Below are 13,593 nucleotides of genomic sequence, written 5' to 3' on the forward strand. Positions count from 1 at the left end.
GGGGGTTTTGTCTTTAAGTAGGAACTACAGAGATTCGCAGGCACGTCCTAGGGACGGGCCAGCACAACGAATTTCTTGACGACCATAGAGCATTGGAACCACCTGATCCCATCCCGAACTCAGCAGTGAAACGATGCATCGCCGATGGTAGTGTGGGGTTTCCCCATGTGAGAGTAGGTCATCGTCAAGATTCAAACCCAAAGCCCCTGTCTGCGATGCAGACAGGGGCTTTGTCTTTTTCGGGTTTCAATATCGGTTAGAACTGGTAGCTGACCGTGGCGCTCACATTGCGTTCTTCACCCATGTAGCAGTAATTCAGGCTGGCACATGAGGTGATGTAGCTTTCATTGGTAAGGTTGTTGGCGTTCAGGCGCACATCCACCCCTGTCAGGCCGACCTTGCCCAAGTCATAGCCGATCGAGGCGTCGAACAGTGTGTAGGAAGGCACCTTCATGCTGTTTTCCGCATCCACCCAGCTGTACCCCACATATCGCACCCCACCGCCCAGCCGCAGGCCATCCAGTGCCTCCTGGCGAAAGTTATAGTCGGCCCACAGTGAGAGCATCTGTTTCGGTGCCTGAGTCGGCGAATTACCCTTATTGTCCAGGTTGCCCGACACAAGGCTTGGCATTGACTTCGAATACTCGATATCGGTGAAGGTATAGCCACCCAGCAGTTTGAGGCTGTCGGTCAGCTGCACATGGGCCTCCAGCTCCAGTCCTTGCGAGCGGACTTCACCGACAGGGCGATAGAAGTCTTCGTTTGGCTGTTTAGAGGCCAGATTCTCCTGCTCGATGCGGAACACCGATGCGGTGAACAGGTTGTCGCTCCCTGGTGGCTGATATTTGATGCCGGCTTCCCACTGAGTGCCCTCCGTCGGTGCCAGCGGCCGGCCTTGCTGGTCGGACACGGTGTTCGGGTTGAACGACTCCGAGTAGCTGATGTAGGGCGCAATGCCGTTCTCGAACAGGTAGAGCACCCCTGCCCGGGAGGTAAACCTGGAGCGTTGATCACTGACCTTGCTGTCGCTGTCACGGTTCTCTTCGGACACCTTCACCCAGTCCTGGCGCAGCCCCAAGGAAAAGCGCCACTGGTCCAGCTCCACCAGATCCTGCAGGTACACACCAGTTTGTTGCAAACGCCGCTGGTAGCGGTTCTCGCCCAGTACCTGAAGGTTGCCATTGCCGTACTGCGGATTGCCGGCATCCAGCGGGTCGACGGTGCCATAGCGCCAAGCCACGTCAGCTTTGCGCCGCTGGTAGTCAGCCCCCAGTAGCAAGGTGTGCTTGGCGGCCCCAGTAAAGAATTCTGCCTGCAGCATGTTATCGATGATGTACGAATGCAGACGCTCGTCGCCGCCGGTATAGGCGCGATTTAACATGTTGCTGTCAACATCTGCCCAGCCGGCGGAGTACACCTGATCCATCGACACGTCGGAGTCCTGATAGCGGAAGTTCTGCCGTGCGGTGAACACATCATTGAAGCGATGCTCAAACTGGTAGCTGAAGGACTGCTGAGTGCGCTCGTAGTTGTCGATATTCGGCTCGCCCTCGAAAAAATGGTCTGACAGGCGTATACCGTTGCGCTTGTGCAGCATGCCATCCGCAGGGTTGCCGCCGTGGTACCCGCCGTTAGGGTCGTGTTGCAAATAGGCCTGCAGCGTGAGCGAGGTGTCTTCGGTGAAGTCGACGCTGATAGCGGGGGCGATGGCGTAACGTTCTTCCTTGTTATGGTCGAACTGAGTGTCGGAAGCATCCGCCAAACCCGTCAGGCGATACGCAATGCGTTTGTCGTCATCCACAGGACCACTGAAGTCGAAGCCAAAACCACGCTGACCCTGAGTGCCCACCGTGGCCTGAACCTGATGGTAAGGGGCAAAGAGTGGCTTCTTGGTGGTCAGGGCTACCAGGCCACCCGGCGAGCTTCGCCCGTACAGTACCGAAGACGGTCCCTTGAGAATGTCGATGCGCTCAAGGAAGTATGGGTCTACCTGCATGGTGCTGTAGGTGCCGTTATCTCCCATTGACTTGAGCCCATCGACGTAGATGTTGTCCACTGAACCGTCGTTGAAGCCGCGCATGGCTACATAGTCGTAGCGATGGGTGGCACCGTACGGGTTGGTCATCACTCCAGGCGTGTAGCGCATGGCTTGGGCAACGGTCTGAGAGCCCTGATCGTCCATTTGCTGGCGAGTCACTACCGAGACCGATTGGGATGTCTCCACCAGAGGCATGCTGGTCTTGGTCGCCACCTGGCTGTGCGTGGCGTTGTAACCCTCCATGCTGCCCAATGCGTTGCCGAGGGAGAAACTACGGATGTCGGTGTCGGGCAATGCCAGGGCAGCGTTCTGACGCTGTGCCTGCAGCACATAGTTACGTCCCTCCTGGCTGACGGCTTCCAATCCGCTGCCATTCAACAACTGGCGCAGCGCCTGATCGGTGGTGTACTGCCCCTGCAGTCCGTTGGAATGCAGGCCATCGGTCAGCTGCGGCGTGCTCGACAGGGTGATGCCGGCCTGGCGAGCGACTTTATTGAGCACGTCGGTCAGTTGGCCAGCCGGTATCGCATAGTGATGGCTCACTTCGGCTGTGTCGGCCGCTACGGAAAGTTGCGGAACAGTTGCCAGGCTCAGTGCGGTACCAAACAGAACAGCCTGGATGGCATGGCGCAAGCGAGCTGATTGCAGGAGGGGACAAAAATCATTCGGACTGAACGTGTGGGTTAACATCGGGTGGGTAGACATGAAGGGTCCATTGAAGTGTCGAGGGCAGAAAGTGTCGCTTACTGTCCTAGCCGGACCTGGATTCAAAACCCGTCAGAAATCGATAACGCCTTATCAGCTCATGCTCTCTACATGCACCCACCAGCGTGTATGTCGACGAAGTCGTACGGGCAACGTCTGCGGTAGCAGCCGAAGCAGTTGTTCAGGGTCTTCGAGGCGGAACACCCCCGACAGGCGCAGGTCGGCAATCTCATTGCTGCAGCCCAGGTAACCGTGGCGATAGCGGTTGACCTGCGCGAGGAAGTTGGAGAGGCGCATGTCCTGGGTGACGATCAGCCCTTCAGTCCAGGCCATCGCATCCATGTCCATGCGCGCGAGCCGGTGCGCGCCTTGAGCATCCAGACGCCAGTTCTGGCCACTTTCGATCCACTGGAGTCGGCCAGTACCAGGCCGGTGTATCGCCACTCTGCCGTGGCTGACGCTGACACGTGTGCTGTCACTATCCTGATAGGCCACAAAGCGCCCTTCGAAACCTTCCAGCCGCGCGTCGCGGGTTTCTACCAAAAGGGGATGCCGTGGGGTGCAGGTGATCATCAGTTCCCCATGCTTCAGGCGAACCAGATGTTGTTGATCATTGAAGACCAGGTCCACAGCACTGCAGGTGTTGAGTTGCATCAGTGAGCCATCGGGCAGGGCGAAGACGCGTCGCTCGCCCGTGCCGGTGGCATAGTCTGACGCCCAGGCGCTGACAGTATCGAGGTCTTTGGCCAGCCAGCTCGCCGATCCTGCCATGACGACGCCACCAAGGAGCTTCAGTGCCTGCCGACGGCGCAGGCGCTGCTGGCTGGTTTCCAATGTCTGCAATGCCAACCCGGCACCGGGGATAGCGCGCAGGTCAAGGTCCTGATGAAGGTGAACCACACGCTGCCAGGCCTGTTCGTTCTCGGAGTGGATGCTGCGCCATTGCGCGCACTGTTGTTGCAGAGCCGGATCGTGCCCGCTCTCACGTAGCCGCAGCATCCACTGAATGGCCTGCCTGACCGTTTTGGTATCAGGGTGTGCGACGGTCATGGATTCAGCAGCCGTCTTCATAGCGCAGCACGTAGCAGTGATAGAGCGCATCGGCGATGTAGCGCTCAACGGTGCGTACGGAGATCCCCATCTGTTCGGCGATGGTCTGATGCTTCAGCCCCTCGCATTGAGCCAGCAGGAATGCACGACGTACCTTGGGTTTGAGACCGTCGAGCATGCGTGCAATACGCTCGAGCAATTCCAGCAGCAGCTCGCGGGTCTCGACTGAGGGGACCAGTGCTTCCGGCACATGGGCCAAAGCCTCCAGGTAGGCCCTGTGCAGTTCCTCGCGCCGCCAATGATCGATAACCAGCCCACGCGCTACTGTGCGCAGGAAGGCCCTGGGTGCATTCAGCTGCAATTGTTCACGACGCTGTAGCAAGCGGACGAAGGTATCCTGGGCCAGGTCAGCCGCATCGGCTGCGTTGCCGAGCTTGCTACGCAGCCAGGTATGCAACCAGCCGTGGTGGTCACTGTAGAGCGTTTGCACGGAATCGTTGCTGGGCATGGAAGAGGGCGCCGGCATCAATGGACGTTAATGATAATTAGTCTCATTGTTGGCGGAGCAGGATTAATTTGCAACCCATCAGTTACCGCGTGAAGCCGGTAATGGGCTAACGCGCCAATTGCGTATCCAGGTAATTGCGGATCACCCGCGCCCCGCCATTGAGGTGCCGTTCCAGCACCGCTACCGCTTCGTCCACCAGCTTGTCGCTGGCTGCATCTACCAGAGCGTTGTGATCGTCCTGAGTGAGCTTGCCCAAGCCCATGGACGAAAGATGGAAACGCAGGAAGCGTTCTTCCTCGTTCAATTCGTTCTCGATAAGGCGCAGTAGTTTCTTGTTCGGTGCCTTGCTGTACAGCGCCATGTGGAACAGGCGGTTGAGGCGGCCAATTTCAGCGTGGCTGGCCTCGTTCTCCAATTGCTGGATATACCCGCGGGCGGTGGCAATGTCGCTGGCATCAAGCAGCGGGATAGACTGGCGCAGCGCCTCGCTCTCGAGCAATACGCGAAGGGCATAGGTGTCCACTGCATCCTCGCCGATCAACGGCGCAACAACGGCGCCCTTGTGCATCTCCACCTTCAGCAGGGACTGGGCTTCGAGCTGGCGCAGGGCTTCGCGCACGGGCATGCGGCTAACGCCGTACAAGGTGGCGAGCTCTTGTTGGCGAACCGCAGTACCAGGGGGCAAGCGACCATCGAGAATGGCGCTGCGCAGACGTTCTTCGATCACGCCACGGGCCTGATGCGGCGGCAACTGCTCGCTGGCCAGCACATTGCTCAATTTGATTTTCTTGGCCACGCGACGCCTGCCTCAACGATGACTATATTGGATCCAATGACACTAGTAACAGCTTGTGAGGGTGTCAAACCTGCGCCCACACTGGTACGGGCGCCCCAAAAGCGCGGCTATGGTGGAGGAAGTCACACGTCAAAGGAAGCTGCCTATCGAAAGATGTAAGCATAAAGTATAGGTGGGCTGACAGCCGGGTGCGTGATTGCAGGGTGCCATTGTCTTTTGCGGTGGCAAGGCCCACCATCGCTGCTTTCGACTGGTCTGAACAGGGCTTCGCAGTGGCGATATCCTGGTTGCTCAAAACCGTAGTGCGATATGTCGGCTTTGCCGCGCTGCTGGGCAGTCTTCTGCTGGGCGGCTTGCACGCGGATTGGGATTTCTCCCAGATCAGCCGCAAGTCGCAGGCTTTGTACGGCCCACTAGGTACCGGGCAGGGTCGCATTGATGCCTGGCAGAGCCTGATGGCCACGCAGAAGCAGGGTACCGAGCTTGAACGGTTGCAAGTGGTCAACCGCTTCTTCAACCAGCAATTGCGTTATGTCGAGGATATCGATCTGTGGCATGAGGTCGACTACTGGGCCACACCGGTGCAGGCACTGATCAAAGGTGCAGGGGACTGCGAGGATTACGCCATCGCCAAATATTTCAGTCTACGGCGCATGGGAATCCCCAGCGAAAAACTGCGCATCACCTACGTCAAGGCGCTGCGGCAGAACCGGGCACACATGGTCCTGACCTATTATTCAAGCCCACAGGCCCAGCCTTTGGTGCTGGACAGTCTGATGGATGCCATCAAGCCGGCAAGCCAGCGTACCGATCTGCTGCCGGTGTACGCGTTCAATGGCGAGGGGTTGTGGCTGACGGGCGCCGCAGGGAACAAGAAGGTTGGTGATACCAAGCGGCTGTCACGCTGGCAGGATTTGTTGAAGAAAATGCAGGCCGAAGGGTTCCCGGCCGAGCCGGTTTACTGAAGGAGCACAGATGTCACTGTTCAAACAATTGCTGTTGGCCATTTGCCTGTTCCTGGTGGTCGCCTTCAGTGGCAGTTTCATGGTCAGCCTGGAAAGCTCGCGCAGTCAGTACGTCAACCAGCTGCGCTCGCACGCCCAGGATGCGGCCACCGCGCTGGCGCTTTCGCTGACGCCGAATATCGACGACCCCGCGATGGTCGAGCTGATGGTCAGCTCGATTTTCGACAGTGGTTACTATGCAAGCATCAAGGTCGTCGACCTGGGTTCCAATGCCGTGCTGGTGGAGCGTCACGCAGAGCCAGACCCTGGCGGTGTGCCGCTTTGGTTCGTGCGCCTGATCGGCCTTGAGGCCGCCGGCGGTGATGCAATCGTCAGTCGTGGCTGGCAGCAGGCCGCGCGCGTTGAAGTGATCAGCCACCCGATGTTCGCCATTGCCAAACTTTGGCAAAGTGCCTTGGGCAGCCTGGGTTGGTTACTGTTGTGCGGAGCGGCCAGTGCCGTGCTTGGTGCTTTGCTGTTGCGCCGCCAGTTGAAGCCGCTGGACTACATGGTCGAGCAATCCCACGCTATTGCCCGCCGCGAATTCCTCAGCCTGCCAGAGTTGCCACGCACGCCGGAGCTTCGCCGCGTGGTGCAAGCGATGAACCAGATGGTCGAGAAGCTCAAAGCCCTGTTCACCGAGCAAGCCGAGCGCAGCGAGCGGCTGCGTGCGGAGTCCTACCAGGACAGCCTGACCGGGCTGTCGAACCGCCGCTATTTCGAAATGCAGCTGAACAACCGGGTAAGCAACCTGGAAGACGCGCGCGCCGGCTACCTGTTGTTGCTGCGGGTTCAGGGCCTGGCTGGCCTGAACGCCCGCCTTGGCGGCCAGCGTACCGACCAGTTGCTGCAAGCGGTAGGTGAACAGCTGCGCCGTACTTGTGCCAGCTACCCGGAAACCAACGACCTCATTTCCCGCAGCCGCGGCGGCGAGTTTGCGGTGCTGGCACCGGGCATGGTGCATGAGGAAGCAGTACACCTTGCCCAGGCGCTGGAAGCAACGTTGCAGAGCCTGCACGAAACGGGGGCCAGTGATATCGACCCGGTGGCTTGTATAGGCCTGGCGCCATTCAGCCCCGGTGATTCACCACAGGCGTTGCTGAAGCTCGCCGACGAGGCTCTGGCCCGCGCTGAGAACCAGCCAACGCCGGGCTGGGTCTGCCTTGAGCAAGGTGTTGCTGCGGTTGCTGCGGATAGCCAGCATGCCTGGCACGAACGGCTCGACCAGGCGTTCATCAATGGGCATTTCGAGCTGTTCTTCCAGCCAGTGATGGAGTGCGCTTCCTCGCAACGGGTACTGCACCACAAAGTTATTTCGCGTTTGCGCGATGGCCAGGACGAGGCTCTGCCGGCGGGCCGCTTCCTGCCCTGGCTGGAGCGCTTCGGCTGGATGCCGCGGCTGGATGTGCTGGTGCTGGAGAAAGTGTTGGCGCACCTGCGAGGGCATGACCAGGTACTGGCGTTGAACCTGTCCGCCGCCACCCTGGCCGACCCCAAGGCCCTCCAGCGCATTTTCGAGCTGCTGAGCCAGAACGCGGTGCTCGGCCCACGGCTGGTATTTGAAATTGGTGAGGAGCAGTTGCCTGAGCAGGCAGCACTGGAGCAACTCACCCGGCGCCTGCATGGGCTTGGCTTCGGGTTGGCTTTGCAGCGCTTCGGTGGGCGCTTCAGCATGATTGGCAACCTGGCGCACTTGGGCCTGGCGTACCTGAAGATTGACGGCAGTTACATCCGCAACATCGATCATGAGCAGCACAAGCGGCTGTTCATCGAAGCGATTCAGCGCGCGGCGCATAGCATCGACCTGCCGCTGATTGCCGAGCGAGTCGAGACGGAAGGGGAGCGGTTGGTGTTGCTGGAGATGGGCGTAGGCGGGATCCAGGGGCAACTGGTGGGTGAGCCAGCGCCTTGGCGCTGAATAGCCTCTCGCGCGCCGCTGTAGGAACGGCCCAGAGCCGGCAAAGGGCCGCGTAGGGGCCCAGGTTCACGTAGCGATATGCAGGGCTGCTTGTACAGCCCTATCGCGGCGAGGCCGCGCCTACAGCGATGGCGAAACCAGCAGGTTGGCTATCACCGCTCGCGCAGCGCTTCCGAGCGCGCCTTCATGATCGGCTTGAGCAGGTAGCTCATGATGGTTTTCTTGCCTGTCATGATATCCACCGTCGCCACCATCCCCGGAATGATCAGCAGTGGCTTCTCGTCAGTCCCCAGGTGACTGCGATCGGTGCGCAGCTTGATCAGGTAATACGTAGTCTTCTTGTCTTCATCGGTAATGGTGTCGGCGCCAATCTGCTCCAGCTTGGCCTTGAGCCCACCGTAGATGGTGTAGTCATACGCGGTGAACTTGACCGTCGCTTCCTGGCCAGGGTGCAGGAAGGCGATGTCTTTGGGCAGGATCTTTGCCTCGATGACCAGCGTGTCGTCCAGTGGCACGACTTCGATGATATCGCTACCTGGCTGGATTACCCCGCCAATGGTGTTCACCAACAGTTGCTTGACGATACCGCGTACTGGCGAAGTGACCAGTGTGCGATGCACCCGGTCGTCCAGCGCCTTGCTGGTGGCGGTTGCCTTGTTCAGTTCGGTGCGTGCCTCGTTCAGCTGGGTCAGCGCTTCACTTCGGAACTTGCCACGCGTCTCTTCGATCTTGCTTTGCACCTCACGGATGGCCGCCTCTGCGCGCGGGATCGCCAGCGCAGTGGAGTCCAGTTGACCGCGGTTTTCCACTTCAGCACGGCGCAGGCGCAGCACTTCAACCTGGGAAATCGCGCCGGTTGCCACCAGCGGTTCGGACATACCGATTTCCTTGCGCAGCAGCTCGAGGCTGTTGGCGTACTGGGTGCGCTTGGAGCTGTATTCGCGCAGTTCCTGCTGGCGTTGGACCAACTGCTGTTGCAGGCCGCCAATTTCGTCCTGCAGTTGCTGGCGCCGGCTCTGGTACAGCGACTCTTCACTGGCCGCCTGGTTTGGCGCGGCTTTACGCAGCTTTTCGTCGATTATCAGCGGGCTGTCCTGTACTTCGGCACTCAAACGTTCGACCCGCAGGGCCATGGCCAGGCGGTCGGCCTCGGTTTCACCAACGTTGGAGGCGAAGCGGGTTTCATCCAGGCGCAGCAATGGCTGGCCCACTTCGACGATCTGCCCCTCCTTGGCGAAGATTTCGGCGACGATGCCGCCCTCCAGGTTCTGGATCTTCTGTACCTTGGAAGAGGGAATGGCCTTGCCTTCACCCCGCGTAACTTCGTCGATGGGCGCCACGCTGGCCCATACAATCAAGAACACGAAGAACAGGATCACACCCCAGATAGTCAGCCGCACCACCCGCGGTGCATCTTCGATCAGGGCTTTGTTGACCTCGGGCAGCGGCTGGCCGCCAAGCGAGTCGCTGCCTTTGAAATAGCGCCGCAGGCCGTCCTTGAATTGCCCCATATCCAGCTTATGCAACACTGATCTGCCCCTTCTTCAGTGCATCCATGACCGCGGCTTTCGGGCCGTCGGCGACAATCTGTCCGCGATCGATCACGATCAGCCGGTCTACCAGTGACAGCAACGAGGCACGGTGCGTGACCAGCAGTACCGTCTTGCCTTCCACCACCGCTTGCAGGCGCTGCTTGAGGCGCTCTTCACCGGTGTTGTCCATGGCGCTGGTCGGCTCATCCAGCAGCAGGATCTGCGGGTTGAGCAGCAGCGCACGGCCCAAGGCGACGTTCTGCCGCTGACCGCCGGACAGGTTCTGCCCGCGTTCACCCACTTGCAGCTCGTAGCCGTCGGGGTGCAGCCGGGCGAATTCATGTACGCCCGCCAGTTCAGCGGCCTGCAGGATCAATTCGTCCTCGATGTAGCGGGCACCGCTGACCAGGTTGTCACGCAAGGTGCCGGCCAGCAGCTGGATGTCCTGGGGGACGTAGCCGATATTGTGGCGCAGTTCGCTGACATCGATCTGGCGAATGTCGACGCCATCGACCAGCAGCGAGCCACCATCGGCCTCGTACAGGCCGACGATGAGCTTGGCCAGCGAGCTCTTGCCCGAGCCGCTGCGACCGATGATGCCGACTTTCTCGCCAGGGCGGATGGTCAGGTTGATATTCTTCAGCGCCAGGTTCTGCTGGTTCGGATAAGTGAAGTCGACCCCGCGGAACTCGACGCTGCCCTGTAGCACCTTGCGGCTCAGCGGGCGTTCTTCGAAGTTGCGCTCTTGTGGCAGCTCCATCATGTGATCGGTGGAGACCATGGTCACCTTGGCTTGCTGGTAGCGGGCGAGCAAGCCGTTGAGTTGGCCCAACGGGCCGAGGGCGCGGCCACTGAGCATGTAGCAGGCCACCAGGCCGCCCATGCTCAGGTTGCCGTCGATGATCAGGTACACGCCGACGCAGATCATTGCCACGCCTGCCAGTTGCTGGATCAGCAGGGTGATGTTCATCGCCAGGCTCGACAGCACTTTCACGCGCAGTTCCAGCCGGCTCAGGGTGCCGAGGGTTTGCTCCCACATGTACTGGCGTTCGCTTTCGGCGTTGTTGACCTTTACCGCATCCAGACCCGCCAGGGTTTCGATCAGGCTGGACTGGCGCTCTGATGCCAAAGCCATGGTCCGCTCCATGGTCGCCATCAGTGGCCGTTGGAGGGCGTAGCCGATGCCCAGAGCCAGCGGGAAGGCGATAATCGGTATCCACACCAGGTGCCCGCCAATGATGGCGATGACGATCAAGATCAGGATGGTAAAGGGCAGGTCGATCAGGCTGGTCAGGGTCAGCGAGGCCAGGAAGTCGCGCAGGCCCTGGAACTCGTGAATGTTCTGGGCAAAGCTGCCGACCCGCGCCGGCCGGTACTTCATCGACATGCCGACGATACGTTCAAACAGCGTTGCCGAGATGATCAGGTCGGTCTTCTTGCCGGCCAGGTCCAGGCACAGGCCGCGAAGGCCTTTGAGGATCAGATCGAAGATGTACGCGCCGGCGATACCGATGGCCAGTACCCAGAGCGTCGATGTGGCCTGGTTTGGCACCACCCGGTCATACACGTTCATCACGAACAGCGGCGCGGCCAAGGCGATCAGGTTGATCACCAGGCTGGCGGCGATGGCGTCGATATACAACCACTTGCTGCGCAGCAGGGTGTCGCGGAACCACGACTTTGCGCGTGGGATGAGGTTGCCGTGGTTGACATCGAACTTGTGCTGCGGCTGCGCGAAGAATACCCGGCCGCTGTAGTCGCTTAGCAGTGCTTCGCGGCTGACGTGTACCTCACCACCGTCGCTCTCGCTGAGTAGCAGGCGCGCGGTGTCATTGTTCTCCCAGCCGAGCAGGACCGCGCTGCGGCCCTCCTTGAGCAACAGCATGGCCGGCATGGCGATACTGGGAATCTGCTCCAGCTTTCGCTGAAGCAGGCGCCCCTGCAGGCCTGCCCGTGCCGCAGCGCGGGGCAGCAGTTCAGGGCTCAGGCGCTGGGCAGGTAACGGTAGGCCTGTTGTCAGCATGACCCGGCTGGCGGGCTTCTGGTGCAGGACACACAGGCTCAGCAGACTATCCAGCAGGGGATCGTCATGCTGACTGCGTGGATCGTGGCTGAGTTGGACTCGACTGACTTCGGATTCCACGCGGCGCTCTCTTCATCCTTGTGGTGGGTGGGGTGGGTGTGCCGTCGTTAAGGTCAGGCCGGCTCACCCTGGCTCTCTATCGGTACTGCAAAGCTGTGCTGATAAGGGTTATCACGCCCTGGTGCTTGAGCAGCTGGCCAATGTTCGCCTTGAATCGGTGTTGAGTAAACAATTCTACGTGCTTCATTTTCACCAGGCTTAGCGGGGCAATGATTGTTTCATTTTTGATCCAGCCATCATCCGGCTTTTTGCAGCATAGCCTGCCACTCCGCCAAGGGAAGCAAGGACTATGGATTCCAGCTTAGTCATTGTCAGTAAACAGGCGCTGGTTTGTTGGCGCATATCTGCAGCTAGTTAGTCAAAATTCATCTATAGAAAGCAGATCCTTTGCTTACCTGCATTCAAAACTCGCAAGCGATTTCCCATGATCGGGTTGCCAGTGTTTGCCCACTCGTGCGTCATCTCTTTGATTTGCGTCAAATTGCTGCTTGTGGCTGGCGCGGTGTTGAAAGCCTGGTGAGCCTCAAGCAGGCAAGGGCTCCCGGCTCTGGCGGGTTATCTACCTCTGCCTGGCCGCATTCCGGCAAGGTTTGTGCTTATTCGGCATTCAATGCCCAAGCAATTGATAGTGACCTGGATATTGACGCCAGTAACGCTGACATTGCCCAGGGAGGACAATCGCGCCGCGTGATTTACGGCTGTTGAGGCGTATGAAAAAGTGATGGAGCTGACGGCTTCACACCTCTTAGATGATGTAAGACATTTGTCCTGAGGAAACGCTTGGCTAAGGTATAAATATCAATGTGACATTACATTGCCGATTGTTTAGGATGGCATGTATAAGGTCAATAGTTTGGCAGTCAGGCAATTCCAAAAAGTTATAGACGGAATATTGACGTCAAAAACGTCAAGAGATCATCGACATAGTTCCGCCTGAAGTGGCTAGCTAGCGCCGCTCTGGCAGGGAAGTACCCATCGGGTCACACGGAGAGTCCAATGAGCAGCGTTGTAGCCATCGTCAAAAGCATTGTCGGCCAGGTTATTGCGGTATCCCCAGAGGGCATCCGGCGTGTACTTATCGAAGGTGACCGTCTATTGACCGGTGAGGAAGTGCTCACCGGTCCGGGTGGCGCAGTGACTCTGGAGTTGGCTGATGGCCGTATGCTCGATCTGGGCCGTGATAGCCAATGGAGCGCCGATGCGCCTGACAGCAGCACCGACCTGAGCCAGGCGGCAGCCCAGGCCGCGCCTTCGGTGGAAGAGCTGCAGCAGGCTATTGCTGCTGGTGTTGACCCGACTACTGAGCTTGAAGCTACCGCCGCTGGCCCGTCATCAGCGGGTGGTGGTGCGCTGGGCGGTGGCCACAGCTTCGTGATGCTCGAAGAAACGGCTGGGCGAGTTGACCCGACGGTAGGCTTCCCGACTGACGGGCTGGGCTTTGCGGGCGTACCCGATAACCAAGAAGTGGGCCTGCTGGACACTAACGGCAACACCCTGGTGACCACACCCACGGATACCAACGTCGCTACTGAGCTGACGCTTGGCGCAACCCCTTCTATCAGTGAAGCGGGTGGCGTAATCGTTTATACCGCCACTGTTGGTCAGGCTCCGACCACCAACCTGGTAATTACTCTGTCCAATGGTGCCGTGATCGTCATTCCGGCTGGACAGACTAGCGGTAGCGTCAACGTCGTAGTTCCGGCAAACGACACACCCTACATCGACGGGGGCCAGATTTCGGCGACCGTGACAGGTAGTTCCGGTGGTAGCGGGCTGACGGTGACATTGCCGCAAACGCCAGCGGTTACCCAAGTGACCGATACAATCGACACTACAACCGCAACCCTGACCGCTTCGCCAAGCGTGACTGAAGGCGGCGTGATCACCTACACCGTGACC

10 protein-coding genes and 1 rRNA gene are annotated in these 13,593 nt (G+C 59.4%); 5 read left to right on the forward strand and 6 right to left on the reverse strand.

What is annotated here, in order from left to right; translation table 11 throughout:
* Nucleotides 1–74: 74 nt before the first annotated feature.
* A 5S ribosomal RNA gene (gene rrf / locus LVS58_RS24665) occupies nucleotides 75–190 on the forward strand.
* A gap of 66 nt (nucleotides 191–256) precedes the next feature.
* On the opposite strand, the gene LVS58_RS24670 is transcribed toward rrf, so the two are convergent.
* From LVS58_RS24670 to LVS58_RS24685, 4 genes are all read right to left on the reverse strand, one after another.
* Entirely contained in the window at nucleotides 257–2,671 is a 2,415-nt protein-coding gene (locus tag LVS58_RS24670) for a TonB-dependent siderophore receptor (protein ID WP_325175994.1), read from the reverse strand.
* Nucleotides 2,672–2,836: 165 nt separating this feature from the next.
* Entirely contained in the window at nucleotides 2,837–3,793 is a 957-nt protein-coding gene (locus tag LVS58_RS24675) for a FecR family protein (protein WP_233693208.1), read from the reverse strand.
* Between the two features lie 4 nt (nucleotides 3,794–3,797).
* A complete protein-coding gene (locus tag LVS58_RS24680) occupies nucleotides 3,798–4,301 on the reverse strand; it encodes a sigma-70 family RNA polymerase sigma factor (protein ID WP_233693200.1) in 504 nt (167 codons plus the stop codon).
* Between the two features lie 106 nt (nucleotides 4,302–4,407).
* Complete coding sequence (locus LVS58_RS24685) at nucleotides 4,408–5,097, reverse strand: GntR family transcriptional regulator (RefSeq protein ID WP_233693201.1); 690 nt, start codon at nucleotides 5,095–5,097, stop codon at nucleotides 4,408–4,410.
* Nucleotides 5,098–5,300: 203 nt separating this feature from the next.
* Here LVS58_RS24685 and lapG point away from each other — a divergent pair, with 203 nt between their 5' ends.
* Both lapG and lapD read left to right on the forward strand, forming a co-directional pair.
* Nucleotides 5,301–6,062, forward strand: coding sequence for a cysteine protease LapG (gene lapG / locus LVS58_RS24690; RefSeq protein WP_233693202.1), 762 nt, complete (start codon nucleotides 5,301–5,303; stop codon nucleotides 6,060–6,062).
* Nucleotides 6,063–6,072: 10 nt separating this feature from the next.
* The gene (gene lapD / locus LVS58_RS24695; protein WP_233693203.1) at nucleotides 6,073–8,019 is read left to right on the forward strand and encodes a cyclic di-GMP receptor LapD; all 1,947 of its coding nucleotides are present in this window, start codon (nucleotides 6,073–6,075) and stop codon (nucleotides 8,017–8,019) included.
* 152 nt (nucleotides 8,020–8,171) lie between these two features.
* On the opposite strand, the gene LVS58_RS24700 is transcribed toward lapD, so the two are convergent.
* Nucleotides 8,172–9,530: an HlyD family type I secretion periplasmic adaptor subunit gene (locus LVS58_RS24700; protein WP_233693209.1), complete on the reverse strand. Its 1,359-nt coding sequence runs from the start codon at nucleotides 9,528–9,530 to the stop codon at nucleotides 8,172–8,174.
* 7 nt (nucleotides 9,531–9,537) lie between these two features.
* Nucleotides 9,538–11,694, reverse strand: coding sequence for a type I secretion system permease/ATPase (locus tag LVS58_RS24705; protein ID WP_233693204.1), 2,157 nt, complete (start codon nucleotides 11,692–11,694; stop codon nucleotides 9,538–9,540).
* A 387-nt stretch (nucleotides 11,695–12,081) separates the two neighbouring features.
* Between LVS58_RS24705 and LVS58_RS24710 the strand changes: the two genes are divergently transcribed.
* The gene (locus LVS58_RS24710; RefSeq protein ID WP_233693205.1) at nucleotides 12,082–12,399 is read left to right on the forward strand and encodes a hypothetical protein; all 318 of its coding nucleotides are present in this window, start codon (nucleotides 12,082–12,084) and stop codon (nucleotides 12,397–12,399) included.
* 291 nt (nucleotides 12,400–12,690) lie between these two features.
* Nucleotides 12,691–13,593: retention module-containing protein (locus tag LVS58_RS24715; protein ID WP_233693206.1), on the forward strand; the 903-nt coding region annotated here is incomplete at its 3' end.

It is taken from the genome of Pseudomonas sp. JR33AA (genome assembly GCF_021378985.1).
Classification (GTDB): domain Bacteria; phylum Pseudomonadota; class Gammaproteobacteria; order Pseudomonadales; family Pseudomonadaceae; genus Aquipseudomonas; species Aquipseudomonas alloputida.